Raw genomic sequence first — 26,176 nt, forward strand, 5'->3', positions numbered from 1 at the left:
ATGAATAACTTGAACGTAATTATTGCCGATGACCATCCGATCGTTCTGTTCGGTATCCGTAAGTCACTGGAACAGATTGAATGGGTTAACGTTGTAGGTGAGTTTGAAGACTCAACAGCACTGGTAAACAGCTTGCCCAAACTGGATGCTAATGTCCTGATTACCGACCTTTCCATGCCAGGCGAGAAGTACGGTGACGGTATCACCCTGATTAAATACATCAAACGTCACTATCCGGACCTCTCGATTATCGTTCTGACCATGAACAATAACCCAGCGATCCTGAGCGCGGTGTTGGATCTGGATATCGAAGGGATCGTACTGAAGCAAGGCGCACCAACCGATCTGCCAAAAGCACTCGCGGCTCTGCAGAAAGGCAAAAAATATACGCCGGAAAGCGTGGCAAAACTGCTGGAGCGCATCAGCGCCGGTGGTTACGGTGACAAACGTCTGTCGCCGAAAGAGAGTGAAGTACTGCGTCTGTTCGCAGAAGGTTTCCTGGTGACTGAGATCGCTAAGAAACTTAACCGCAGTATCAAAACCATCAGTAGCCAGAAGAAATCAGCCATGATGAAACTGGGCGTGGAAAACGATATCGCGCTGCTGAACTATCTCTCTTCTGTCAGCGCCACTCAGGTCGACAAAGAGTAATACAGATGGGCGGCGTCTTCTGGCACCGCCCATTTTTTAGTATCCGCTTTACGCCTCTACCCTGCCCTTTCTGACGCGTTCCGCATACACCGCCAGCGTGCTTTTCAACACATCCAGCGTAACCGGCTTCGACAAACAGTTATCCATGCCCGCATCCATACAGCGCTGCTTCTCTTCCGCTAACGCATTTGCCGTGACGCCAATCACCGGGAAAGTATGTCCCAGCTGACGCAGACGTTGCGTCAGGCGATAACCATCCATGTTCGGCATGTTCACGTCGCTCAGCACGATATCGATATGGTTGCGACTCAGCACGTTCAGCGCATCAACGCCATCCTGCGCGGTTTTGGTTTGATAGCCGACGGTGCCGAGCTGTTCCGATAGCAGCATGCGGTTGATCGGATGGTCATCAACAATCAGCACGATAATATCTTCGAAGGTCGCGGCGGCTTTTGGCGCGGTTAACGGCAGCGGCGTGGCGGTTTGGCTATTAATGTTGATGCGGTAGATGCGGCCCAGCAGCTGCGGCAGATCGTGGAGCATCGCGCTGCTCTGAATCCATTGCCCCGGCGCGGTTTCGTGCGGCATATCGATGTGCTCACCACAGATACGAATATGTGCGCGTCCAGTTTGCGCGGCAGGTTCATCGTGATCGCTGATGATCACATCATCAGCCGCCGCCTGGCCGTGGTAATACGCTGCCTGAATGCCCTGCTGTTGCAGCAGACGCAGCAGGAAGCTGGCGAGATACTCATTACGCATATCCAGCCAGATGGCTTTTTCCTGCAAGCCGTCGAGCAGCGGTGGCGCCGCCAGCTGACCGGAATAGATCGGAATACGCACGATAAACTGGCTGCCCATACCCGGTTCGGAATCGACTTCGATGTCGCCGTCCATCATGTTGATCAGCTTTTCGCAGATCGCCAACCCTAAGCCGGTGCCCTGGAAGTTACGCTGCACGCCAGAACCCACCTGGAAGAACGGATCGAACAGGCGCGTTACCTCTTTGGCCGGAATACCGACGCCGGTATCGCGTACGCGGAATGCCAGATAACCCTCTTTGACATAAGCATGCAGGATGATGCAGCCGGTATGCGTGAATTTAATGGCGTTGTTCAGCAGGTTGGATATCACCTGCTGCAGACGCATGGCGTCGCCATCCATAATCAGGGGCACATCGTTTTCAATAAACACATACAGCGCCAGGCGCTTACGCACTACCAGCGAGAGATAGTTGCTGGCAATGTGATTGACCACTTCACGCGGCGAGAACGGATGCGGTTCAATTTTCAGTTGTTCGGATTCGATCTTCGAGAAGTCGAGAATGTCGCTGATGATCTTCAGCAGCAGGCTCGACGAGTTGTTCATCGCCGTCACCAGTGAATCGACGCCTTTCGGCAGCACTTTGGTTTGCAGCAGATCGAGGTTACCGATAATGCCGTACAGCGGCGTGCGCAGTTCATGGCTGACGGTGGCGAGGAACATCGATTTCGACTGGCTGGCTTGCTCGGCCGAGTGCGCCATCTCCTGCAGCGACTGCTCCATACGCACGCGCGCCGAAACATCCACCAGCACGCAAATCGCCACGTTTTCATTACGATAACGCGAATGTACAAAGCTGATTTGCAGGTTGGTGTTGCTGCCGGTGAGCACATCGACAAAGTTGACCTGCTGACCGCCAATAATTTCATTCAGACGCTGGCGATCTTCCTGCGTCAGCAGCGTCAGATAGTTGTGCGCCAGTTCGTTACTCAGAATGTTGGTGCCGTCGCTGGTGCGCAGGATACAGATGCCGACCGGCGCCGAGGCGACAATCTTGCGGTTGAACTGCTCGTGCTCCTCCAGCCGATGCGCATTCTCCTCGGCCGGCAGGAACATGCGGCGCTCAAAAATCCACGCCAGCGTGAACAAAATCACCGCGGTTAAGATATTGAGTAGCAGCGCGTTGATCAGCATCAGCTTGAGCTGATCGGTTAACACGTCGGTGGAAAGCGACCACACCACATTGAGATTCGACGGCGGCAGCGGCTTTTTCAGCACCAGCTGGCGATAGCTGTCGAGATAGCCGAACCAGGTGCTGTTATCCGGCAGATCGTCGAGCGAGTAGCCCGGCCCGCCGCGACGCGAACTGATCAGCGGACGGTAGTTTTCATCGGTGATGGTGGCCACCAGCGGCAAACCGCCCGGCTGAATAAACTCATCAAGGCGAATATTCTGCTCCACGCCCAGCAGCGCCTGCAGCTTGTTCGCCACATATACCGGCATCACCATATAGAAGTTGCCGACGCCCGGCTGCGCGCTGCTGGTGATCCAATACATCGGCTGACGGCGCTCTTCTTCATTGCCGTTGCGATAATGCAGCACGCGTTCGCGCAGCGCTTTCAGGCTACGTTCACGATCGACCGAATTGTTGCTGCCGATGGTGAAATCAGCCAGACACTGATTCTCTCCGCCGATGAAGAACACGCGGTTCAATTCATACGCCGAGGCAAAATTGCTTTTCCAGTAATTGATGTAGTAGCTGAGCGAGTCCAGCGAGTTACGCCAGGTATTGCTCATTGACGTGCAGTCGCCATCGGAAAACAGCGGCGTGAACTGCGGCAGCGCACCTTTGCCCGGCGGCAAACCGTTGAGCACATCCAGACCATTAGCGCTACTGCTCAGGCGATTTTCGGTGATGTATTTCAGCTCGCGCATCACGTCCGCCGAATGGCGCACGTACCACTCAGCCTGACCATAATTGGCGGCAAACTCCTGACGCACCGCGTTCTCTTTCTCATGCAGCACGTTGATGATGTAGAAAGTGGTCAGCAGCGCACCCAGCGCCCAGAGCAGCAACGCCAGCGCACGAAACAGATAGCGCGAAATTCGAAGCGTAGTGCGAAAGGAGACAAGATATTTCAAAAGAGGCTCACTGGCGGTAAGAGGTTATCAGGATGTTGAAAAGCTTCCATACACTAGCTTTATCGGCCCTAAAAAGCCAGCTAGCCCGCGCCTTTAGGGGAAAACTCAGATAAAAAAACGGCAGGCCAGTTTCCTGACCTGCCGCTTATTAAAGCCGTTACGAATTACTCTTCGTCGTCAGCTTCTGGTGCATCGTCGTCGCTGTCCACTTCCGGCGCGATATCCTCCTCGCCTTCCGCTACGCTACCGTCGATGGCGTCGAGTTCTTCCTCTTCCACCGGCTCCGCGACGCGTTGCAGACCCACCACGTTTTCATCTTCCGCTGTACGGATCAGAATCACGCCCTGAGTATTACGGCCTACCACGCTGACTTCCGATACGCGAGTACGCACCAGCGTACCGGCATCGGTGATCATCATGATCTGATCGCCATCCACCACCTGTACCGCGCCGATAACCGGTCCGTTACGTTCGGTGACTTTAATCGAGATCACGCCCTGCGTCGCACGCGACTTGGTTGGATACTCGCTGTTGGCAGTACGTTTACCGTAACCGTTCTGCGTCACGGTGAGGATCGCGCCCTCTTCGCGTGGCACAATCAGCGACACCACTTTGTCGCTTTCAGCCAGCTTGATACCGCGAACGCCCGAAGCCGAACGGCCCATCGCACGTACCGCCGTTTCAGCAAAGCGCACCACTTTACCGGCGGCAGAGAACAGCATCGCTTCGTCGCTACCGTTGGTCAGCGCCACGCCAATCAGCTCGTCATCCTCACGCAGGTTGATGGCGATGATGCCCGCGCTACGCGGACGGCTGAACTCCTGCAGCGCGGTTTTCTTCACGGTACCGCTCGCAGTAGCCATGAAGATGTTGAAGCCTTCGGTGTATTCACGCACCGGCAGAATGGCGGTGATACGTTCGTTGGCTTCCAGCGGCAACAGGTTGACGATTGGACGACCGCGCGCACCACGGCTGGCTTCCGGCAGCTGATAGACCTTCATCCAGTAGAGACGGCCGCGGCTGGAGAAGCACAGAATGGTGTCGTGGGTGTTGGCCACCAGCAGACGATCGATAAAGTCTTCTTCTTTAATACGTGCGGCGGATTTGCCTTTACCACCGCGGCGCTGGGCTTCATAGTCGGTCAGCGGTTGGTATTTGACATAACCCTGATGCGACAGCGTCACCACAACGTCTTCCTGATTGATCAGGTCTTCGATGTTGATGTCTGCACTGTTCGCGGTAATTTCAGTACGACGTACGTCGCCGAACTGATCGCGCATCAGCTCCAGCTCTTCACGGATTACTTCCATCAGGCGCTCAGCGCTTTGCAGGATGTGCAGCAGCTCAGCAATCTGATCCAGCAGCTCTTTGTATTCGTCGAGCAGCTTTTCGTGCTCGAGGCCGGTCAGTTTCTGCAGACGCAGATCCAGAATCGCCTGCGCTTGCTGTTCAGTCAGATAATATTGACCATCGCGAATACCGAACTCGGCTTCCAGCCATTCCGGACGTGCAGCGTCATTACCGGCACGTTCCAGCATCGCGGCAACGTTACCCAGATCCCACGACTGCGCCAACAGGCCCAGTTTCGCTTCGGCTGGCGTTGGTGCACGACGAATCAGTTCGATGATCGGATCGATGTTAGCCAGCGCAATCGCCAGGCCTTCAAGGATGTGAGCACGATCGCGCGCTTTACGCAGTTCGAAAATGGTACGACGCGTAACCACTTCACGACGGTGACGCACGAAGGCTTCGATGATGCCTTTCAGCGTCATGATCTTCGGCTGGCCCTGATGTAGCGCCACCATGTTGATGCCGAACGAGACCTGCAGTTGTGTTAGCGAGTAGAGGTTGTTGAGAACCACTTCACCCACCGCATCGCGTTTGATCTCAATGACAACACGCATGCCGTCTTTGTCAGATTCGTCACGTAGTGCGCTGATGCCTTCCACGCGCTTCTCTTTCACCAGCTCGGCGATCTTCTCGATCAGACGCGCTTTGTTCACCTGATACGGCAGTTCGTGCACGATGATGGTTTCACGGCCGGTCTTGGCATCGGTTTCCACTTCGCCACGTGCGCGAATGTAAATCTTACCGCGCCCGGTGCGATAGGCTTCTTCAATACCACGACGACCATTGATGAAGGCCGCCGTCGGGAAGTCTGGCCCGGTAATGTGCTCCATCAGGCCTTCAACGGTGATGTCTTCATCTTCGATAAACGCCAGACAGCCGTTGATCACTTCCGTCAGGTTGTGCGGTGGAATGTTGGTTGCCATACCAACGGCGATACCGGAAGAACCGTTTACCAGCAGGTTAGGAATTTTAGTTGGCAGGACTTCAGGGATCTGCTCGGTGCCGTCATAGTTCGGCACGAAATCGACGGTTTCCTTTTCCAGGTCAGCCAGCAGCTCCGAAGAGATCTTTGCCATGCGGACTTCGGTATAACGCATCGCTGCGGCGGAATCGCCGTCGACCGAACCAAAGTTACCCTGACCGTCAACCAGCATGTAGCGCAGGGAGAATGGCTGGGCCATACGCACGATACTTTCGTATACCGCGGAATCGCCGTGCGGGTGATATTTACCGATGACGTCACCGACCACACGGGCGGATTTTTTATAGGGTTTATTCCAGTCGTTGCCCAGTTCGCTCATGGCAAAAAGCACACGGCGGTGTACCGGCTTCAGACCATCACGCACATCGGGTAAGGCTCGGCCAACAATGACCGACATGGCGTAATCGAGGTAGGAGTTTTTCAACTCTTCTTCGATATTGACCGGTGTAATTTCTCTCGCAAGGTCGCTCATGGAGCCGCTATCCCTCTACATAATCCCGGATTTAAAGGTGCGAAAGTATATCACATTGCTTCCCTTCGGTGAACGTTAACCAGGCCTTAATCCCGCTTTTCCTTGAGCGTGAGAGATGCGTTCGCGTGAGTTAAGCGTTTATACTGAGGGAATATTTTGTCTGGAGTGATGATTCAATGAGTGAACAACCGCAGGAAAGCCGCCAGAACGTTGACCACGCCGAGATCGCCAAGTTTGAGGCCGTGGCATCCCGCTGGTGGGATTTAGAGGGTGAATTTAAGCCGTTGCACCGTATTAACCCCCTGCGACTTGGCTGGATAGCGCAGCACAGTAATGGCCTGTTCGGCAAGAAAGTGCTCGATGTCGGCTGCGGCGGCGGCATTCTGGCGGAGAGCATGGCGCGTGAAGGCGCTGAGGTTACCGGCCTGGATATGGGCGCTGAGCCGCTGGAAGTGGCGCGTCTGCATGCGCTGGAGAGCGGCGTTAGCGTTAACTACGTGCAGAAAACCGTGGAAGATCACGCCGCAAGTCACGCCGGGCAGTATGATGTGGTGACCTGCATGGAGATGCTGGAGCATGTGCCGGATCCGCGCTCGGTAGTCTTAGCCTGCGCGCAGCTGGTGAAGCCCGGCGGCGAAGTGTTTTTCTCCACCATCAACCGCAATCCAAAAGCCTGGCTGCTGGCGGTATTTGGTGCCGAGTATGTGCTGCGCATGGTGCCGCGCGGGACGCACGACGTGAAGAAATTCATCCGTCCCGCCGAGTTGCTGAACTGGGTGGATGAAACGCCGCTGCGTGAAAGAAATATGATTGGCCTGCACTACAATCCGCTGACCAACCAGTTCCGTCTGGGTCGCGGTGTCGATGTGAACTACATGATTCATACGCATCGTCAGGAGTGATGTCATCCTTTGCCAGAGGCGCTGGCGCGTCTGCTGCGGCAAAAGGGCCATTCGCAGCGCTGAGGCTTTTACGTTGGGTCAGGAGCCTCACGCAGGGATGCGTGAGGCAGTTCGGGGCCGGCCAGGATGGCCGATCCGCGAACGGTCCTTTGGCACGACGTGGAAGCCGAAGGCACCGCGCTAGCGGCGCGAGGACGGCCCGTGACGCAGCAGATGTGTCAGAGCCCGCAGCAGACTTCAAGCAAAATGCTTTCTTAACTAACAAGCATTACCTCTTTCATGGCGACCTCTTATCCCCTAATTTTGGCCCTATCCAGATCAATTTCCTTTTAGACGGGTACCAGCCTTTTTTATAGGCTAAGCAAGTCACAAAAAATTCATAAGCACTTTTAGATAAGTTCGCTGCTGGCGGCCTTGTCGGGGCTTTTTTTGTCTAAGAAAATTCCTGAAGCGCGGTGGTTGAGCAAGAAACACGCGTCCGATCATAAAGTGAAAAAAAAGTGTTGAGCGGTTGACACTAAGTGCAGGCCTTGCGGCATGCGGATCCAGGATTTTAGCCAGCCGGTAATGACGATTTTTTAGTGAAAATCAACTCTTGTTAAGAAGAGATTGCTGACTAGAATACTCACCATATTGTTGTTCAAACTTCCCGCACCCCCTATATATAGTGTTTATCCACAGGCTTACTCACAACGAGCGGCTTGTGCATAAACCTTGTGCATACATGGGGGATAAATACGTCATTCATGCATGGACAGGTAAAAACGCGACATGAACCAAAGTCTGCTCGTTACTAAACGCGATGGCCGCCAGGAGCGCATTGATCTCGACAAAATTCATCGTGTACTGGATTGGGCAGCCGAAGGGCTGAACAATGTTTCAGTTTCACAGGTTGAACTGCGCTCACACATTCAGTTCTACGATGGCATCAGAACTTCTGACATTCATGAGACCATCATCAAGGCTGCCGCAGACCTGATCTCGCGTGACGCGCCGGATTACCAATACCTGGCTGCGCGTCTGGCTATCTTCCACCTGCGTAAAAAAGCCTACGGCCAGTTTGAGCCGCCGAAGCTGTACGATCAGGTGGTGAAAATGGTTGAGATGGGCAAATACGACCGCCATCTGCTGGAAGATTACAGCAACGAAGAGTTCGAGCAGATGGACGCGTTTATCGACCATTGGCGCGACATGAATTTCTCCTACGCAGCGGTTAAGCAGCTGGAAGGGAAATATCTGGTGCAGAACCGCGTCAGCGGCGAAATCTACGAAAGCGCCCAGTTCCTCTACATTCTGGTGGCGGCGTGCCTGTTCTCTGGCTATCCGCGCGAAACCCGTATGGATTACGTGAAGCGTTTCTACGATGCGATCTCAACCTTCAAAATCTCGCTGCCAACGCCAATCATGTCCGGCGTGCGTACCCCAACGCGTCAGTTCAGCTCTTGCGTACTGATTGAGTGCGGCGACAGCCTCGACTCTATCAATGCCACCTCCAGCGCCATTGTGAAATACGTCTCTCAGCGCGCCGGTATCGGCATCAACGCCGGCCGCATTCGTGCGCTGGGTAGCCCGATTCGCGGTGGCGAAGCGTTCCACACCGGTTGTATTCCGTTCTACAAACATTTCCAGACTGCCGTGAAGTCTTGCTCACAAGGCGGCGTACGTGGCGGCGCAGCGACGCTGTTCTACCCAATGTGGCATCTGGAAGTTGAAAGCCTGCTGGTGCTGAAAAACAACCGCGGTGTTGAAGGCAACCGCGTGCGTCACATGGATTACGGCGTACAGATCAACAAACTGATGTACACCCGCCTGCTGAAAGGTGAAGACATCACGCTGTTCAGCCCGTCTGACGTGCCTGGCCTGTACGATGCGTTCTTCGCCGATCAGGACGAGTTCGAGCGTCTGTACACCAAATACGAGAAAGACGACAGCATCCGCAAACAGCGCGTGAAAGCCGTTGAGCTGTTCTCACTGATGATGCAGGAGCGTGCGTCAACTGGCCGTATCTACATTCAGAACGTCGATCACTGCAACACGCACAGCCCGTTCGATCCAAGTATCGCGCCAGTTCGTCAGTCGAATCTGTGCCTCGAGATCGCACTGCCGACCAAACCGCTGAACGACGTCAATGACGAAAGCGGCGAAATCGCCCTGTGTACGCTGTCTGCCTTTAACCTGGGCGCGATTAACAGCCTTGACGATCTGGAAGAGCTGGCCACCCTTGCGGTGCGTGCGCTTGATGCACTGCTGGATTATCAGGATTACCCCATTCCGGCAGCACAACGCGGCGCCATGGGCCGCCGTACGCTGGGTATTGGCGTGATCAACTACGCGTATTACCTGGCGAAAAACGGCGTGCGTTACTCTGATGGCAGCGCCAATAATCTGACGCACAAAACTTTCGAAGCCATTCAGTACTACTTGCTGAAAGCCTCGAACGAATTGGCGAAAGAGCAAGGTGCGTGCCCGTGGTTTAAAGAGACCACTTACTCGCAGGGCATTCTGCCGATCGATACCTATAAAAAGGATCTCGACGCGGTGTGCAACGAGCCGCTGCATCTGGATTGGGAAGGCCTGCGTAAGTCAATCACCACGCACGGTCTGCGCAACTCAACGCTCTCTGCGCTGATGCCGTCTGAAACCTCTTCGCAGATTTCGAACGCCACCAACGGCATTGAGCCGCCGCGCGGACACATCAGCATCAAAGCATCGAAAGACGGCATTCTGCGTCAGGTGGTGCCAGAGTATGAGCGTCTGAAAGACCAGTACGAACTGCTGTGGGAAATGCCGTCCAACGACGGTTATCTGCAGCTGGTTGGCGTGATGCAGAAGTTCATCGATCAGGCGATTTCGTCGAACACCAACTACGATCCGAGCCGCTTTGCGAATGGCAAAGTGCCGATGAAACAGCTGCTGAAAGACCTGCTGACCGCGTACAAGTTCGGCGTGAAAACCCTGTACTATCAAAACACCCGCGACGGTGCAGAAGATGCACAGGACGATCTGGCACCTTCCATTCAGGATGATGGCTGCGAAAGCGGCGCATGTAAGATCTAATCTCATCTTGTCAGGGCCGACATTGGTCGGCCCTCTTCACATTTGGACTCAAAATGGCTTACACCACATTCTCGCAGAACAAAAATGACCAGCTAAAAGAGCCGATGTTCTTTGGCCAGTCCGTCAACGTTGCCCGTTTCGATCAGCAGAAATATGACATCTTTGAAAAGCTGATTGAGAAGCAGCTCTCCTTCTTCTGGCGTCCGGAAGAAGTGGACGTCTCGCGCGATCGCATCGATTACCAGGCGCTGCCGGAGCATGAAAAGCACATCTTCATCAGCAACCTGAAGTATCAAACGCTGCTGGACTCGATTCAGGGTCGTAGCCCGAACGTGGCGCTGCTGCCGCTGATTTCCATCCCTGAGCTGGAAACCTGGATTGAAACCTGGGCGTTCTCCGAGACCATTCACTCGCGCTCCTACACGCACATCATCCGTAACATCGTTAACGATCCGGCGGTGGTGTTTGACGATATCGTCACCAACGAGCAGATTCTGGCGCGCGCCGAAGATATCTCGAAGTACTACGACGACCTGATCGAGATGACGAGTTACTGGCATCTGCTGGGTGAAGGTACGCATCAGGTCAACGGTAAAACCGTTACCGTTAACCTGCGCGATCTTAAAAAGCAGCTCTATATCTGCCTGATGAGCGTCAACGCGCTGGAAGCGATTCGCTTCTATGTCAGCTTCGCCTGTTCATTTGCTTTCGCCGAGCGCGAGCTGATGGAAGGCAACGCCAAAATCATCAAGCTGATTGCACGCGATGAAGCGCTGCATCTGACCGGCACCCAGCATATGCTGAACCTGCTGCGCACCGGTGAAGACGATCCAGAGATGAAAGCCATCGCCGCGGAGTGTCGTGATGAATGCTTCGATCTGTTCAAGAAGGCAGCCGAGCAGGAAAAAGAGTGGGCAGACTACCTGTTCAGCGGCGGCTCGATGATTGGCCTGAACAAAGACATTCTGTGCCAGTACATCGAGTACATCACCAACATCCGTATGCAGGCGGTGGGTCTTGATCTGCCGTTCCAGACGCGTTCCAACCCCATTCCATGGATCAACTCGTGGCTGGTGTCGGACAATGTGCAGGTTGCACCGCAGGAAGTTGAAGTGAGCTCGTATTTGGTCGGTCAGATTGATTCTGAAGTGGGCGAAGACGATTTCGACGGCTTCCAGCTGTAAGCATGAGCCGCTCTGTTGTTATTCTGCGTAGCTCCGGCTCCCGGCTGGAGTGCGCAGAAGATCACCCTAATCTGCTGGCGACGCTGGAAGCCAATAATCTGTGCGTTGAGTTTCAGTGTCGCGAAGGCTACTGCGGCTCTTGTCGCATGCGTTTGCTAAAAGGCGAAGTGGATTATGCCGAAACCCCGTTGGCGTTTGTGCAGCAAGGCGAGATTTTGCCGTGCTGCTGTCGCGCCAAAGGGGAGATTGAGATCGAGCTGTGATTGACCAGGCCGCCATTGATGGCGACCTGGTGACCAATCAGCGTTTCACCGTTTCCAGCACATCAATCCAACCGTGACCGGTGCTGACTTCACTGCCGTGCAGCCAGCGACGCAACATGTTCATCGCCATCATTGCCACCACTTTCTGCCGCGTTTCCACGTTATGACGTCCATGAGTGAACTTTACGCGTTGGCCCCAGCTGGCTTCCGGCGTATGCAGCGCAATCGATACTTCGCCTTCCACTAAATTTCCCACCGATAAAGCCAGCGCCGCGCCCTGCTGTTTCGCCCAGTCACGCGTGCGCGCAACCTGCGCTTCCAGATCTTCATCCTGCGGCGGCAGAATCTCTGCTTTGCTGAGCGCCACGTCCGCAGCTGCCAGCTGCCAGTTAAGTAAGCCGGCGGTGAACTGCTCGCTCAGCGCCAAATGGAAGCCACGCTGCTGCAACTCGCGCGCCAGCAGCGCCGGTAAACCTTCGGTGCCCTCAAAGATGGTGCATTCAGCCAGCAACAGTTTTACCTGCTGCCACACTTGCTCCATCGCCACGCGCTGGCTGGCGGGTCCGGTGAGTTTGATTTCAATAATCGGCATCGATGAGCGATAGCCCATCACCACGCCTTCCGGCAGCGGGAGCGGCTCCAGCTCGGCGGCAATGTCACTTTCCCCACGTCCAAAGGTGGTGAGGCGCAAACACAATGGTGGCTCAGGCAGTTCAAAGCGTGCTTTGAGGCGCGGAATAATCTCCTGCTCAACCATCACTTTAAATTCCGACGGCACGCCAGGGGTGAAGAAAATCCAGCAGCGATTGAGCTGCAGCGCGAAGCCGCATGCGGTGCCGACCGGATTATCGAGCATCTCAGCAATGGCGGGGATTTCTGCCTGCTTGCGGTTGCTCGGCGCCATCACACGTCCGCGGCTGGCGAACCAGTCTTCCATTTTTTCCAGCCAGGCTTGCTGGATAACTAACTCGCTGCCACTGGCAATAGCTGCGGCCTGCGCGCTGAGATCGTCACTGGTCGGTCCTAAACCGCCATTCACGATCAGCACGTCAGCAATCTGGCTGCGGCTCTGCAGCGCCTCCACCAGCGAGGTCATTGCATCACCGACGGTGCTACGGCTGGTCATCGGCAAACCGTGCTGGAACAGTACATCGGCCAGCCACGCGGCGTTGGTATCGACAATCTGCCCATGTAACACTTCATCGCCCGTTGAGAGCATTTCTACACGTATCACGTTGCGTTCTCCTTTTCCCTGTCGCTTTACTGTAGGAAGCGCGCAGGCGAAACACAATCGCGGATGATGCGAAACAGGGATTTAGCGGGAAAAGCGGCGAGGAAATCAGGAAGCGGGCGCGAAGCGTGTCGCGCCCGTTGGAACTTAACGTCGAGCCAGTAGTAAACCGACAAACAGGCCAGCGGCGGCACCGATGCCAATCCCCTGCCACGGTTTTTCATGCACATAATCATCGGCGCGATAGGCCGCATTTTTGGCACGATAGTAATAACTGTCTGACGCCTGGCTAACGCGCGATTTCACGTCTTCCAGCGCTTGCTCAGCTTTGAGTTTCAGCTCGATATATTTCTGATCGGCCGGATCGCCTGATGCGCGTAACACTTCTTCCAGCGTTTCCGTTAGCAGCGCCAGGTCGTCGTCAAGGTGCGTTTCAAATTGATCTGAAGATGACACTATGTAGTTCCTCCATGTTCCTTGCTCGTTGTGGTTTAACTATAGTCATAAATTGCAGATTTGCTGGATGGCGACTGCAAGGTTTTCACCAAGTTTCATCCACCACAGTGCAAAGTTGTGTCATGTACGCTGCCGCTACGCGAATTCTGCTTCGCTTATTTGATTAATCTGATAAATTTTCCGCAGACTGAATTATTTATTTTCACGACTGTCGTAACCCCCTGTAGTCAGACGCTTCTCGTCTTACGAGAGTCAAAATACACCCGAGCAGCTAAGGATTAGATTTCCGGCATGAATCGTAGAAAATTTATGAAAGCGTCCATGGCCCTCTCCGCTGTTAGCGGCATGACGGGTCTCTCCACGCTGTTTGCACAATCCGCCTGGGCCGATGATGGTATCGCCGACGGTACCGCGGTTCGCTTCGATTTCGACTCACTGAAAAAGAAAGCCTCCGCGCTGGCAAAACAGCCCTGGGGCGGCGCCCCCGGCCCCTTGCCCGACACCCTGGCCAATCTCACTCCGCAGGCCTATAACGAAATTCAGTACGACGCCAATCACTCGCTGTGGAATAACATCCCCGATCGTCAGCTGGACGTGCAATTCTTCCACGTCGGTATGGGCTTCAAGCGCCGCATCCGCATGTTCTCGGTCGATGCCCAGAGCCGTGAAGCGCGTGAGATCCACTTCCGTCCGGAGCTGTTCAATTATCACAACGCCAACGTTGATACCAGGCAGCTGGTCGGTAAAACCGATCTCGGCTTTGCCGGTTTCCGTGCGTTTAAGAAGCCTGAACTGGCGCGCCGCGATATCGTCTCTTTCCTTGGCGCCAGCTATTTCCGTGCGGTTGATGAAACCTTCCAGTACGGCCTCTCCGCGCGCGGCGTGGCGGTCAACACCTTCAGCAACGGCAAAGAAGAGTTTCCGGACTTCACCGCGTTCTGGTTCGAAACACCAAAAGCGGATGACACTACTTTCGTGGTCTACGCCCTGCTGGATGGCGCGAGCGTCACCGGTGCCTACAAGTTCACCATTCACTGCGAGGAGAAACGCGTCGTGATGGAGGTGGAAAACCACCTGTTTGCGCGTAACGACATTCGCCAGCTTGGCATTGCGCCAATGACCAGCATGTTCAGTTGTGGCACCAACGAGCGCCGCATGTGTAACACTTACCATCCACAAATCCACGACTCCGATCGTCTGGCGATGTGGACCGGTGAAGGCGAATGGATTGCACGTCCGCTGAACAACCCGCAGCGTTTGCAGTTCAACGCCTATCAGGACGAAAACCCGCGTGGTTTTGGCCTGTTGCAGCTCGATCATGACTTCAAAAATTATCAGGATGTGATTGGCTGGTACGACAAACGTCCAAGCCTGTGGGTAGAACCGATTGGTAAATGGGGCAAAGGCGCCATTAACGTGATGGAGATTCCTACCACCGGGGAAACGCTGGATAACGTGGTGTGCTTCTGGCAGCCGTCAGAACCGGTGAAAGCCGGTAGCGAGTTCAGCTTCCAGTACAAACTCTACTGGAGCCAGTTGCCACCAGTGCGCAGTGGTTTGGCGCGTGTCGATGCCACGCGCACCGGTATCGGCGGCTTCCCGGAAGGTTGGGCGCCAGGCGAACACTTCCCGGATACCTGGTCACGTCGTTTTGCCATTGATTTTGTCGGTGGCGATCTGAAAGCCGCAGCGCCGAAAGGTATTGAGCCGGTGATTACCGTTTCAGAAGGCACATTCAAGCAGGTTGAGATTCTTTACGTCGAGCCACTCAACGGTTACCGCATTCTGTTTGACTGGTATCCAAACAGCGACTCTACCAAACCGGTTGATATGCGCCTGTTCCTGCGTACCAAAGATGAAACGCTGAGTGAAACCTGGCTTTATCAGTACTTCCCGCCGCCGCCAGATCAACGTAAATACGTTGATGACCGGCAGATGACGCCAGGCTGATTGATTAACGGCGAGGAGCAATCCTCGCCGTTATGCTTTCTGCATGCCGATGTGGGGAATCTCATCTTCCATATACACTTCGGTCACCGCTTCAAAGCCCAGACGACCGTAGAAACCTTCCAGATGTGCCTGCGCAGAGAGATAAATAGCGCGCTGCGGCCAGTACTTCTCACAGCTCTCCAGCGCCTTCTCCATCAAGCGATAGCCCAGCTTCAAACCGCGTGCTTCTTCAGAAACAATCACACGACCAATCATTACCGGCGCAGAGTCTAGCGCTGGCGTTAACACGCGCGCATAGGCCAGCAGCTTACCGTCGAGAAATCCGAGAATGTGGCGATTTTCGGCAGCTAGATCCTGGCCATCAATATCCTGATAAGGACAGTTTTGTTCCACGATGAAGACATGATTGCGCAGTGCCAGCAAAGTGTAGAGTTGTTGCGCTGTCAGTTCACTGTGGTGGCAATCAAGCCAAAGCATTTCCATGGTGCTTCCTTGTCTGAGCGAAAAAAGGGATCCGATGAGAATATCACACCGGCTACGCCAAACGCAGTGAGCAGCAGCGGCAGCTGAAAACCTCGTGGTGACTCTGTGCTCAACCTCTCACTACGCCGTGAACTGCAGGCAAAAAAAATCAGGCCCGCAGGCCTGATTCAGTGGTTTCGTGAATCTGAATTACATGAGCGGCTGAGCCATCTGCACCAGTGTAATCAGCGGCTGCGGATAAACACCAAGCAGCAGCACCAGAATCGCAGATATCAGCACCACAACGCCGCCGGCCGTAAATGCCCAATTGGCTTGCGTATCGCGGTTGTGCAGTTCCGGCGGACTGAGATACAGACTCACCGTCACACGCAGATAGTAATAAAGCCCAATCGCACTACCCGCTACCACCGCACCACTCAACCACCACAGATGTGCGTTCACACTCGAGGCGATAACGTAGAACTTACCGATGAAGCCGAGCGTCATTGGGATACCCGCCAGTGACAACATCATCACCGTCATTACTGCAGACAGAATCGGACGATGCCAGAACAGACCACGATAGGAATAGAGCGTATCGGCATCCGGACCGCGATAAGGGCTCGACATCAGACTCACTACGCCGAACGCGCCAAGGCTGCTGAACAGGTAACCGGCCAGATAAACGCCTGCGGTTTCCAGCGACAGCTGATGGGTTTTCACCGCAATCAGCGCCACCAACAGATAACCAAGGTGCGCGATAGAGGAGTAACCGAGCAGACGCTTGATGTTGCTCTGGGAAATCGCCATCAGGTTGCCGAACAGAATCGACGCAAACGCAATGATGCCCAGCACGGTACGCACCGCTTCGCTGTCAGTGACGGGCGCGTACATGAACAGGCGCATAATCACACCAAAGATGGCGATCTTGCTGGCGGTAGCGAGGAAGGTTGAAACCGGCGCTGGCGCACCCTGATAAACATCTGGCGTCCACAGGTGGAAAGGAACCAGCGACAGTTTAAAGCCCAGTCCGATAATCATCATGCCCAGACCGAGCAGCAACAGCGGCTCCTGAATCATGCTATCGCTCAGACTTTTGCCCAGCTGCACAAAGCTCAGGCTGCCGGAATCAGCATAAATCAGCGCGATACCGAACAGCAGGAACGATGAGGCCGCCGCCGACAGAATGGTGTATTTCAGCGACGCTTCCAGCGAACGTTTCTGGCGGAAAGCATAACCAATCAAACCAAACAGCGGCAGTGACAGCAGTTCGATACCGATGAACAGCGCTGCCAGATGGTTGGCGCTCGCCAGCACGATCCCGCCGAGTGCTGCAATCAGCACCAGCAGATAGAACTCATCTTTGTTGTCCGGGAAACCGGCCAGCCACGGATAAGCGAAGGTGCAGGTGGCTAAACTCGCCAGCACCACCAGCGCGGTGTAGAACATCGAATAGCCATCAACGCGCAGCAGCGGCGTGACGTCCATCGCTCCCGCCTGGCCTACAAACCACAGAGAAAACAGCGCAATGTTAAGTCCGATCACCGTCAGCGTGGCATTAACAAAGTGATTGCGTCGCCACGCAATGGACAGCATCACCACCACCACCGTCAATCCGACGATTAACAGCGGCAGTAACGCGATCAGATGTTGAGGAGTTATTGTCATGGCGAATTACGGCCTTGTAGTTGAAATTGAAGCGGTAAACCACTGCTGAATATTGCTCATCGCAGCATGGGATGTGTCGAGGATCGGCTGAGGATAAATCCCCAGCAGCACCAGCAACACCACCAATACGCCGATAGTCATGAACTCACGCGGTGACATGCCTGGCAGCGGATCTTTCGACTTTGCTTCGCCGAAGTAAGCGCGCTGCATCATGATCAGGGAGTAAACCGAAGCAAACACCAGACCAAAGGTTGCAATGACGATAATCACCGGTACCACCTGGAAGCTGCCGGTCAGAATCATAAATTCGCCAACAAAGTTACCGGTGCCCGGCATACCAAGGTTTGCAACCGCGAAGAACAGTGACAGACCCGGAATCCATTTGATACGTGACCACAAACCGCCCATCTGACGCAGGTCGCGGGTATGCAGACGCTCATACAGCTGACCACACAAGATGAACAGTGCCGCAGCAGAGAGACCGTGCGCAATCATCTGAATCACCGCGCCCTGGAAGGCCAGCTGGCTGCCAGTGTAGATGGCGATGAGCACGAAGCCCATGTGCGAAATAGAGGTGTAAGCGATCAGTCGCTTGATATCAGTTTGTGAGAATGCCATCCACGCACCGTAGAAGATGCCGATGATACCCAGCCACATGGCAACCGGTGCGAACTCTGCTGACGCATTCGGGAACAGCGGCAGGCTAAAGCGCAGCAAACCGTAAGCCGCAGTTTTCAGCAAGATACCTGCGAGGTCAACTGAACCGGCAGTTGGTGCCTGGCTATGCGCATCGGGTAACCAACCGTGTAATGGCACCACCGGCATTTTCACCGCAAAGGCAATAAAGAAGCCAAGCATCAGCAGATATTCAACGGTGTGCGACATCGGAGTTTTCAGCAGCTCTTCGTAGCTGAAAGTCCATACGCCGGTGGCGTTGTAATGGACAAAGACCAGCGCCAGAATCGCCACCAACATGATCAGACCCGATGCCTGGGTGTAGATGAAGAACTTGGTCGCCGCGCTGATACGCGTTTTACCGTCGGATGCTTTATGGCCCCACAGTGCGATGAGGAAATACATCGGCACCAGCATCATTTCCCAGAAGAAGAAGAACAGGAACATATCGATGGAGAGGAACACGCCAATCACACCACCGAGAATCCACATCAGGTTGAGGTGGAAAAAGCCCTGATATTTCTCAATTTCGTTCCAGGAACACAGCACCGCCATCAAACCGAGCAGTCCGGTTAGCACCACCATCAGCAGCGACAGACCATCAATTGCCAGATGGAAGTTGATGCCAAAGCGCGGAATCCACGGTACGGAGAAAGTCGATTGCCATTGCGGAATGCCCGCAGCCTGCGTCAGTGAATAGCCTCCCTGCAACCACAGCTGCAGACCAAGCGCTAGCGTCAGGCCCATGGTGATCATGGCAATCCAGCGCGGAACTTTTGCGCCAAGACGCTCCGCAAGCCAGCAGAGCAAGCCACCGACAAAAGGTATGATAATTAGCCAAGGTAATAACACGGCAAACTTCCCTTTTTATTGCCTTACTTCAGGCAATTTTTGACATTCTAATTGGGCGAGCGAACCCGCCCCGCTCATCAATCTTTAAATCACCAGCAGCAGCGCCAGCACCACAACGGCACCCACACTCATCGAGGCCACGTACCAGCGCAGATAACCGTTTTCGCTCACCACCAAACCTTTATTACCAACACGCGACAGCAGCGCAGGCAGGTTCATCAGTGAGTTAAGCGGATCGCGCTTCAGCAACCAGGCAATGCCGAGATAAGGTTTTACAAACACCTTGTCATACAGCCAGTCGAAGCCCCAGGCCGCGAACCACCAGGTGCCGAAGAAACGACCCGGCGCGCTGTTAGCAATACTGGTCACCAGTTGACGTTTACCCAGCCACAGAGCTGCTGCGATCAGGATACCGACAATGGCCACCACGCCTGAGGTGATTTCCAGCATCACTTTGCCGCCTTCACCAAACTCGTTCTGCGGCAGAACCCCCGCCAGAGGAGGCGTGATCAGCGCACCAATAAAGGTGGAGAGCACCATCAGAACAATCAGCGGCAGGTGATGCGTAATGCCTTTACCGGCGTGGGCATGAATTTTCTCTTCACCGTGGAACACGATAAAGATCATGCGGAAGGTGTAGATCGAAGTGAGGAATGCACCCACCAGACCCGCCACCATCAGATTGATGTGACCATTCGCCATCGCACCAAACAGGATTTCATCTTTACTGTAGAAACCTGCGGTGATCAGCGGCAGCGCAGCCAACGCGGCACCGCCCACCAGGAAGCAGACATACACCAGCGGGATGCTCTTACGCAGGCCGCCCATTTTGAAAATATTCTGCTCGTGATGGCAAGCCAGAATGACCGAGCCTGAAGAGAGGAACAGCAAGGCTTTGAAGAATGCATGCGTCATCAGGTGGAAAATCGCCGCGTCCCATGCCTGCACGCCAAGCGCGAGGAACATGTAGCCGATCTGACTCATGGTGGAGTAAGCCAGCACGCGTTTGATGTCGGTTTGCACCAGCGCAGCAAAACCTGCCAGCACCAGAGTAATCGCACCAATGATACCCACCAGATGCAGCACTTCCGGCGTCAACAGGAACAGGCCGTGAGTACGTGCAATCAGATAAACACCGGCGGTTACCATGGTCGCGGCGTGAATCAGAGCCGAAACCGGGGTTGGACCGGCCATCGCATCCGCCAGCCAGGTTTGTAATGGCAGCTGTGCCGATTTACCGACCGCGCCCCCCAACAGCATCAGGGTTGCCCACTGCAGCATGTGGTTGTCTGCAGCGAAGTGCGCGGGTGCCAGTTCCACCAGTTCGCGGAAGTTCAGCGTGCCCAGTTCGTTGTAGAGGATGAACAAGGCGAAAGCGAGGAACACATCACCGACACGGGTGATGATAAAGGCTTTCATCGCCGCTTTGCCGTTCTCTGGATTGCTGTAATAGAAGCCAATCAGCAGATAGGAGCACAGGCCCACGCCTTCCCAACCGAGATACATCAGCATCAGGTTATCGGCCAGCACCAACACCACCATGCTCGCGATGAACAGGTTGGTGTAAGCGAAGAAGCGCGAATAACCCTCTTCACCACGCATGTACCATGAAGCGAACATGTGGATGAAGAAACCAACGCCGGTGACGACGGACAGCATGGTCAGAGAAAGACCATCCAGCACCAGATTCACTTTAATGTCAAAGTTGCCGACGTGAATCCAGGTCCACAGCGCCTGAGTGAACGGCTGCTGACCCTGATTGAAGAAGTCGAAACCGGCATAAATAGTGGTTAATGCGGCAAGACCAACAGAACCCATACCGATTGCTGCCGACAGGTTCTCCGACCAGCGACCGCGTGAAAACGCCAATAGCAGGAAGCCAATCAGCGGAAATAATACGGTTAAATAGAGAAGATTCATCCGCGCATCTCGCTCACTGTGTCAATGTTCAGCGTCTGACGACGACGATAGAGCTGGAGCAACAGCGCCAGACCAATACTCGCTTCCGCCGCCGCAAGGCTGATCGCCAGGATGTACATCACCTGACCATCAGCTTGTCCCCAATAGCTGCCTGCTACCACCAGCGCTAACGCGGAGGCATTGATCATGATTTCCAGACCAATCAGCATAAACAGGATGTTACGACGCAGCACCACGGAGGTCAGGCCGAGAACAAACAGCACAGCGGCCAGCATCAGGCCGTGTTGTAACGGGATCATGCGTGATCCTCCTTATTTGCTTGCGCATCAGCTTGACGATTGCTCAACACTTCGCCGTGACGCTCTTCACGTCCAATATGGAAGGCCACGACCAGACCCGCGAGCAGTAGCATCGATGCCAATTCAACCGCCAGAACATAGGGACCAAACAAGCTGATACCGACTGCTTTCGCGTCGATGACGGTGCCATCAATGCCCTGATCGGTTGCCGTGCTAATCGCGTAAATCATCACTGCCAGCAGCAGTAAAGAGACGATGCCCGGACCAATCCACAGCGAAGGTTTGAGCCACTCGCGCTCTTGATCCTGCTGCGTTTTGCCGAGGTTCAGCATCATCACCACAAAGACGAACAGCACCATGATGGCACCCGCGTAGACGATGATTTCCAGTGCACCGGCAAAGTAGGCGCCCATTGAGAAGAACACGCCGGCAATCGACAGCAGCGAAACGATCAGGTACAGCAGCGCATGTACCGGATTGGTGTGGGTGATGACGCGCAGCGTCGTCAGCACCGCCACCAGTCCGCAAAGATAAAACGCAAATTCCATACCTGGCTCCTTAAGGTAACAACCCTTTGACGTCGATCGGCTTGGCTTCGTTTTCCGCTTCGCCCTTCTCTTTTCCGTCGATCGCCATACCAGCCATACGATAGAAGTTGTACTCCGGATATTTACCCGGACCGGAAATCAGCAAGTCTTCTTTCTCATACACCAGATCCTGACGCTTAAACTCACCCAGTTCGAAATCGGGTGTCAGCTGAATCGCGGTGGTTGGGCAAGCCTCTTCACACAGGCCGCAGAAGATGCAGCGTGAGAAGTTGATGCGGAAGAACTCAGGATACCAACGTCCATCCTGCGTCTCGGCTTTCTGCAGCGAGATACAGCCGACAGGACAAGCTACCGCGCACAAGTTACAGGCAACGCAACGCTCTGCGCCGTCCGGATCGCGCGTCAGCACAATACGGCCACGGTAACGCGGCGGCAGATAAACCGGTTCTTCCGGATACATTTGGGTTTCGCGCTTGGCGAAGGCATGCATGCCTATCATCCAGATACTGCGCACTGTCGTGCCGAAGCCAACGACAATATCTTTTAAAGTCATCTCAATGTCCCTTACTGCGCGGTGTACAGAATCACTGCGGCGGTCGCCAGCAGGTTCAATAGCGTCAACGGCAGACACACTTTCCAGCCGAACGACAGCACCTGGTCATAGCGTGGACGCGGCAGCGCAGCACGAATCAGGATAAACATCACCATAAAGAACGCTGTTTTCAGAGCGAACCAGATGAATGGCGGCAGGAACGGGCCGTGCCAGCCACCGAAGAACAGCGTCACGATCAGCGCTGAAACGGTGGTTATCGCCACGTATTCACCGACGAAGAACAGGCCGAACTTCATACCGGCGTATTCGATGTGGTAACCGTCCGCCAGTTCCTGCTCCGCTTCTGGTTGGTCAAACGGATGACGGTGACATACCGCTACGCCCGCGATGCAGAAGGTAAGGAAGCCGAAGAACTGAGGAATGATGTTCCACAGATGCGCCTGGCTTTCGACAATGGCATTCATATTGAACGAGCCGGCTTGCGCCACCACGCCCATCAGTGACAGACCAAGGAACACTTCGTAGCTCAGCGTCTGCGCCGATGCACGCATCGCACCCAACAGTGAGTATTTGTTATTACTCGACCAGCCAGCGAACAGCACCGCATACACCGCCAGGCCCGCCATCATCAGGAAGAACAGCAGACCGATGTTCAGATCGGTGACCATCCAGGTCGGCGAAACTGGCACAATGGCGAAAGCCAGCAGCAGCGATACGAAGGCGATAACCGGTGCCAGCGTAAAGATGAAGCGGTCGGTAAACGGCGGAACCCAGTCCTCTTTAAAGAACATTTTGATCATGTCAGCAGCCAGCTGCAGCGAGCCGCCCCAGCCAACACGGTTTGGTCCATAACGGTTCTGCCACAGGCCGAGCAGACGACGCTCGGCGAAACTCATGAAAGCACCGCAACCGACAACCACCAACAAGATGACCAGCGCTTTGCCGATGTTGATGAGGATTTCAATAACGTCCGGTGTCAGCCAACTCATTGCGCGGCCTCCTGCAGTTTGTCAATGTGCGCACCTGAGAGGAACGGCGGCACGCCCGGCATACCGAGCGGTAAACCAACCTGCCCTGCTTGCAGCGACGCAGAGAAACGTACCGGCAAGCGCAGTGTTTCGCCTGCACACACCAGCTCAACGGAAGCACCGCTATTAACGCCCAGTTTCTCAGCATCAGCCGGGTTGATCACCAGCGTGGCCGGGGACATGCGTTTCTGGAAGGTGGTTGAGCGCTGGGTCATCTCCTCGCTACCAAACAGCTGGTAGTAAGGTGCAACGCGCCACTGGCTGCCTTCAACGAAGCTTTCAGGAATCGCGGTAAACCACGGCAATGAACGATCGCTGGCTTCAAACAGACGCACGCCCGGATCGCCATGACGCAGTTTGCCGCCCACTTCAGCCTGGAACTTGTTCCATGCCTGCGGTGAGTTCCAGCCCGGCGCCCAGGCAAATGGAATCTGCGAACGCGGTGCGCTGGGTTGGTTGTTCCCTTCCATCGAGAAGGCAAACATGGTGTCTTTATCTTGCGGCTGACGCGGTTCATGCACGCTGATGTTGGCGCGCATCGCAGTACGGCCACTGTTGCGGTGCGGTGAACGTGCCAGTTTTTGACCGCGGATACGGAAGCTGGCGTCTGGCGCAGCATCCTTAATGCCTTTCAGCTGTGGCAGCGCCGCAACGGTGGCATCAATCACGTGATCCAGCTGAGTCCAGTCGATGTGACGGCTCTCAACCGCGCTGTGCAGCGAACGCAACCAGCGCCAGCTCTCTAGCATCACTACGCTGTCATCGTAATAAGCGGGATCGTAAACCTGGAAGAAGCGCTGCGCGCGGCCTTCGTGGTTGATTGAGGTGCCATCGCTCTCCGCAAAGCTGGCGGTTGAAAGTACCAAACCGGCTTTTTCCAGCGTTGCGGTACGCTGATGATCGACCACAATCACGTTAGCGGTAGTATCGAGCGCCGCATCCACGTTGGCTTTCGGTGCATGACGATAGAGATCGTTTTCCAGCACCACCAGCGCATCGGCTTCGCCTTTGCTCAGCTGTTCCAGCGCGTTGTCCAGCGATTGACCGCCCATCAGGCCGAGGCCAAAGCTGTTCGCCGCACCCGCGAGGAAGGTAATACCGACATCGGCACCGCGCGCTTTCAGGGCTTTTGCCACGTTAGCAGCAGCTTCAATCATGGCGATGCTACCGGAATGGGTACCGGAGATAATCAGCGGTTTTTTCGCACCTGCCAGCGCCTGAACCACCACATCAACTTTGCCATTCAGTTTGCTGTCGAAGCCGCTGACTGCTGGCGCGCTTTCATCCAGCGCATTGGCAATCGCGAAGCCGAGACGCGCCTGATCTTCCACCGGTGCGCGATAGCTCCATGCAGCGATATCATCCAGGCGGGTTTCGTCGACGTTGGTTACGAACAGCGGATGTTTGGCATGCTGACCGATGTTAAGGATTGCCGCGATCTGCCAGTCAGCCACTTTCTGTGCCGCAGCCATCTCACGCGCTTTACCTTTTACTGCCTGACGTACAGACAACGCCACGCGCGCGCCAACCTGAGTCAAATCTTCACCCAGCACCAGCACCGCATCGTAGCTCTCAATTTCGCGCAGTGATGGCGTGTAGATGCCGCCGTCCTGCAGGACTTTCAGCATCAGCTCAACGCGAGCCTGCTCACCGGCTGGCATACCGGTTGAGAAGTTTTCTGCGCCAACCAGCTCACGCAACGCGAAGTTGCTTTCAATGCTGGCGCGCGGAGAACCGATACCAATGACTTTTTTCGCCCGACGCAACACATCCGCCGCCGCATTTACCGCTTGTTCAGCATTCAGGCTAACCCAATCATTGCCGCGTTGCTGTACCGGATGACGTGGACGATCTTTACGGTTGACGTAGCCGTAACCGAAACGACCGCGATCGCACAGGAAATAGTGGTTTACGGTGCCGTTATAGCGGTTTTCGATACGACGCAATTCGCCATAGCGTTCGCCCGGGCTGGTGTTACAACCCACGCTGCACTGCTGACAGATGCTTGGTGCGAACTGCATATCCCATTTACGGTTATAGCGTTCGGAGTGCGTTTTATCAGTGAATACGCCGGTCGGACAGATTTCCACCAGGTTACCGGAGAATTCGCTTTCCAGCGTGCCATCTTCCGGACGACCAAAGTAGACGTTGTCGTGAGCGCCATAAACGCCAAGATCTTTGCCGTCGGCATAATCTTTGTAGTAACGCACGCAGCGATAGCAGGCGATACAGCGGTTCATTTCATGCGAAATGAACGGGCCGAGATCCTGGTTCTGGTGGGTACGTTTAGTGAAGCGATAACGACGGAAACTGTGTCCGGTCATTACCGTCATATCCTGCAGATGGCAGTTACCGCCCTCTTCGCACACCGGGCAGTCGTGCGGATGGTTGGTCATCAGCCATTCCACCACGCTTTCACGAAACTCTTTCGCTTCGCCATCGTCGATGGAGATAAAGGTGCCGTCCGACGCTGGTGTCATGCAGGACATGACAAGGCGACCGCGGGTATCTTCGGCATTCTGGAATTGCTTCACCGCGCACTGGCGGCAGGCCCCTACGCTTCCCAGCGCCGGATGCCAGCAAAAATAAGGAATATCAAGGCCCAGAGAGAGACACGCCTGTAGCAGGTTGTCCGCTCCGTTCACATCATATTCTTTACCGTCTACATGGATTGTAGCCATAGTGAACATGCTTCCGTAAGGCTCGCCCTAAGACGAGCGTTAAACATCTAATTCTTTCCCCACGCCATGTCGGCATGAGGTGAATTCC

At 54.9% G+C, this 26,176-nt stretch carries 19 protein-coding genes; 6 read left to right on the top strand and 13 right to left on the bottom strand.

What is annotated here, in order from left to right; genetic code table 11:
- Positions 1–651, top strand: a complete 651-nt coding sequence (gene rcsB / locus PO881_RS12995) for a response regulator transcription factor RcsB (RefSeq protein ID WP_007889370.1) — start codon at positions 1–3, stop codon at positions 649–651.
- Between the two features lie 48 nt (positions 652–699).
- On the opposite strand, the gene rcsC is transcribed toward rcsB, so the two are convergent.
- Positions 700–3,555 (bottom strand): two-component system sensor histidine kinase RcsC, encoded by a 2,856-nt coding sequence (gene rcsC / locus PO881_RS13000; protein WP_101763669.1) that lies wholly within the window; start codon positions 3,553–3,555, stop codon positions 700–702.
- A 164-nt stretch (positions 3,556–3,719) separates the two neighbouring features.
- Positions 3,720–6,359 (bottom strand): DNA topoisomerase (ATP-hydrolyzing) subunit A, encoded by a 2,640-nt coding sequence (gene gyrA / locus PO881_RS13005; protein WP_280171900.1) that lies wholly within the window; start codon positions 6,357–6,359, stop codon positions 3,720–3,722.
- 176 nt (positions 6,360–6,535) lie between these two features.
- Here gyrA and ubiG point away from each other — a divergent pair, with 176 nt between their 5' ends.
- From ubiG to yfaE, 4 genes are all read left to right on the top strand, one after another.
- Positions 6,536–7,261, top strand: coding sequence for a bifunctional 2-polyprenyl-6-hydroxyphenol methylase/3-demethylubiquinol 3-O-methyltransferase UbiG (ubiG, locus tag PO881_RS13010; RefSeq protein WP_192411477.1), 726 nt, complete (start codon positions 6,536–6,538; stop codon positions 7,259–7,261).
- Between the two features lie 771 nt (positions 7,262–8,032).
- Positions 8,033–10,318 (top strand): class 1a ribonucleoside-diphosphate reductase subunit alpha, encoded by a 2,286-nt coding sequence (gene nrdA, locus PO881_RS13015; protein WP_280171901.1) that lies wholly within the window; start codon positions 8,033–8,035, stop codon positions 10,316–10,318.
- 53 nt (positions 10,319–10,371) lie between these two features.
- Positions 10,372–11,502, top strand: a complete 1,131-nt coding sequence (gene nrdB / locus PO881_RS13020) for a class Ia ribonucleoside-diphosphate reductase subunit beta (protein ID WP_192411476.1) — start codon at positions 10,372–10,374, stop codon at positions 11,500–11,502.
- A gap of 2 nt (positions 11,503–11,504) precedes the next feature.
- The gene (yfaE, locus tag PO881_RS13025) at positions 11,505–11,765 is read left to right on the top strand and encodes a class I ribonucleotide reductase maintenance protein YfaE (protein ID WP_061717835.1); all 261 of its coding nucleotides are present in this window, start codon (positions 11,505–11,507) and stop codon (positions 11,763–11,765) included.
- 37 nt (positions 11,766–11,802) lie between these two features.
- Here yfaE and PO881_RS13030 read toward each other — a convergent pair whose 3' ends face one another.
- A complete protein-coding gene (locus PO881_RS13030; protein WP_280171902.1) occupies positions 11,803–12,999 on the bottom strand; it encodes a nicotinamide mononucleotide deamidase-related protein YfaY in 1,197 nt (398 codons plus the stop codon).
- A gap of 144 nt (positions 13,000–13,143) precedes the next feature.
- The gene (gene elaB, locus PO881_RS13035; protein WP_008105125.1) at positions 13,144–13,452 is read right to left on the bottom strand and encodes a stress response protein ElaB; all 309 of its coding nucleotides are present in this window, start codon (positions 13,450–13,452) and stop codon (positions 13,144–13,146) included.
- Positions 13,453–13,743: 291 nt separating this feature from the next.
- Between elaB and PO881_RS13040 the strand changes: the two genes are divergently transcribed.
- Entirely contained in the window at positions 13,744–15,402 is a 1,659-nt protein-coding gene (locus PO881_RS13040; protein ID WP_101763662.1) for a glucan biosynthesis protein, read from the top strand.
- A 30-nt stretch (positions 15,403–15,432) separates the two neighbouring features.
- Here PO881_RS13040 and PO881_RS13045 read toward each other — a convergent pair whose 3' ends face one another.
- From PO881_RS13045 to nuoG, 9 genes are all read right to left on the bottom strand, one after another.
- Positions 15,433–15,885, bottom strand: a complete 453-nt coding sequence (locus PO881_RS13045; protein WP_137386192.1) for a GNAT family N-acetyltransferase — start codon at positions 15,883–15,885, stop codon at positions 15,433–15,435.
- 189 nt (positions 15,886–16,074) lie between these two features.
- The gene (gene nuoN, locus PO881_RS13050) at positions 16,075–17,532 is read right to left on the bottom strand and encodes an NADH-quinone oxidoreductase subunit NuoN (RefSeq protein ID WP_008105131.1); all 1,458 of its coding nucleotides are present in this window, start codon (positions 17,530–17,532) and stop codon (positions 16,075–16,077) included.
- 6 nt (positions 17,533–17,538) lie between these two features.
- Positions 17,539–19,059: an NADH-quinone oxidoreductase subunit M gene (gene nuoM, locus PO881_RS13055; RefSeq protein WP_110866573.1), complete on the bottom strand. Its 1,521-nt coding sequence runs from the start codon at positions 19,057–19,059 to the stop codon at positions 17,539–17,541.
- A gap of 84 nt (positions 19,060–19,143) precedes the next feature.
- Positions 19,144–20,979 carry an NADH-quinone oxidoreductase subunit L gene (gene nuoL / locus PO881_RS13060; RefSeq protein WP_137386193.1) on the bottom strand — a complete coding sequence of 612 codons (1,836 nt, stop codon included), beginning with the start codon at positions 20,977–20,979 and terminating at the stop codon, positions 19,144–19,146.
- The gene (nuoK, locus tag PO881_RS13065; RefSeq protein ID WP_007889334.1) at positions 20,976–21,278 is read right to left on the bottom strand and encodes an NADH-quinone oxidoreductase subunit NuoK; all 303 of its coding nucleotides are present in this window, start codon (positions 21,276–21,278) and stop codon (positions 20,976–20,978) included. Before nuoK ends, nuoL begins: the two co-directional genes overlap by 4 nt.
- On the bottom strand, positions 21,275–21,826 hold the full coding sequence (gene nuoJ, locus PO881_RS13070; RefSeq protein ID WP_008105138.1) for an NADH-quinone oxidoreductase subunit J: 552 nt from the start codon (positions 21,824–21,826) through the stop codon (positions 21,275–21,277). Before nuoJ ends, nuoK begins: the two co-directional genes overlap by 4 nt.
- 10 nt (positions 21,827–21,836) lie before the next feature.
- Positions 21,837–22,379, bottom strand: a complete 543-nt coding sequence (gene nuoI, locus PO881_RS13075) for an NADH-quinone oxidoreductase subunit NuoI (RefSeq protein WP_007889332.1) — start codon at positions 22,377–22,379, stop codon at positions 21,837–21,839.
- A gap of 11 nt (positions 22,380–22,390) precedes the next feature.
- Positions 22,391–23,368, bottom strand: a complete 978-nt coding sequence (gene nuoH, locus PO881_RS13080) for an NADH-quinone oxidoreductase subunit NuoH (RefSeq protein ID WP_008105140.1) — start codon at positions 23,366–23,368, stop codon at positions 22,391–22,393.
- Positions 23,365–26,088 (bottom strand): NADH-quinone oxidoreductase subunit NuoG, encoded by a 2,724-nt coding sequence (gene nuoG, locus PO881_RS13085; RefSeq protein WP_280171903.1) that lies wholly within the window; start codon positions 26,086–26,088, stop codon positions 23,365–23,367. The genes nuoH and nuoG overlap by 4 nt, the downstream gene beginning before the upstream one ends.
- Positions 26,089–26,176: the final 88 nt, after the last annotated feature.

The organism is Pantoea sp. SS70 (genome assembly GCF_029866845.1).
Taxonomy (GTDB): domain Bacteria; phylum Pseudomonadota; class Gammaproteobacteria; order Enterobacterales; family Enterobacteriaceae; genus Pantoea; species Pantoea leporis.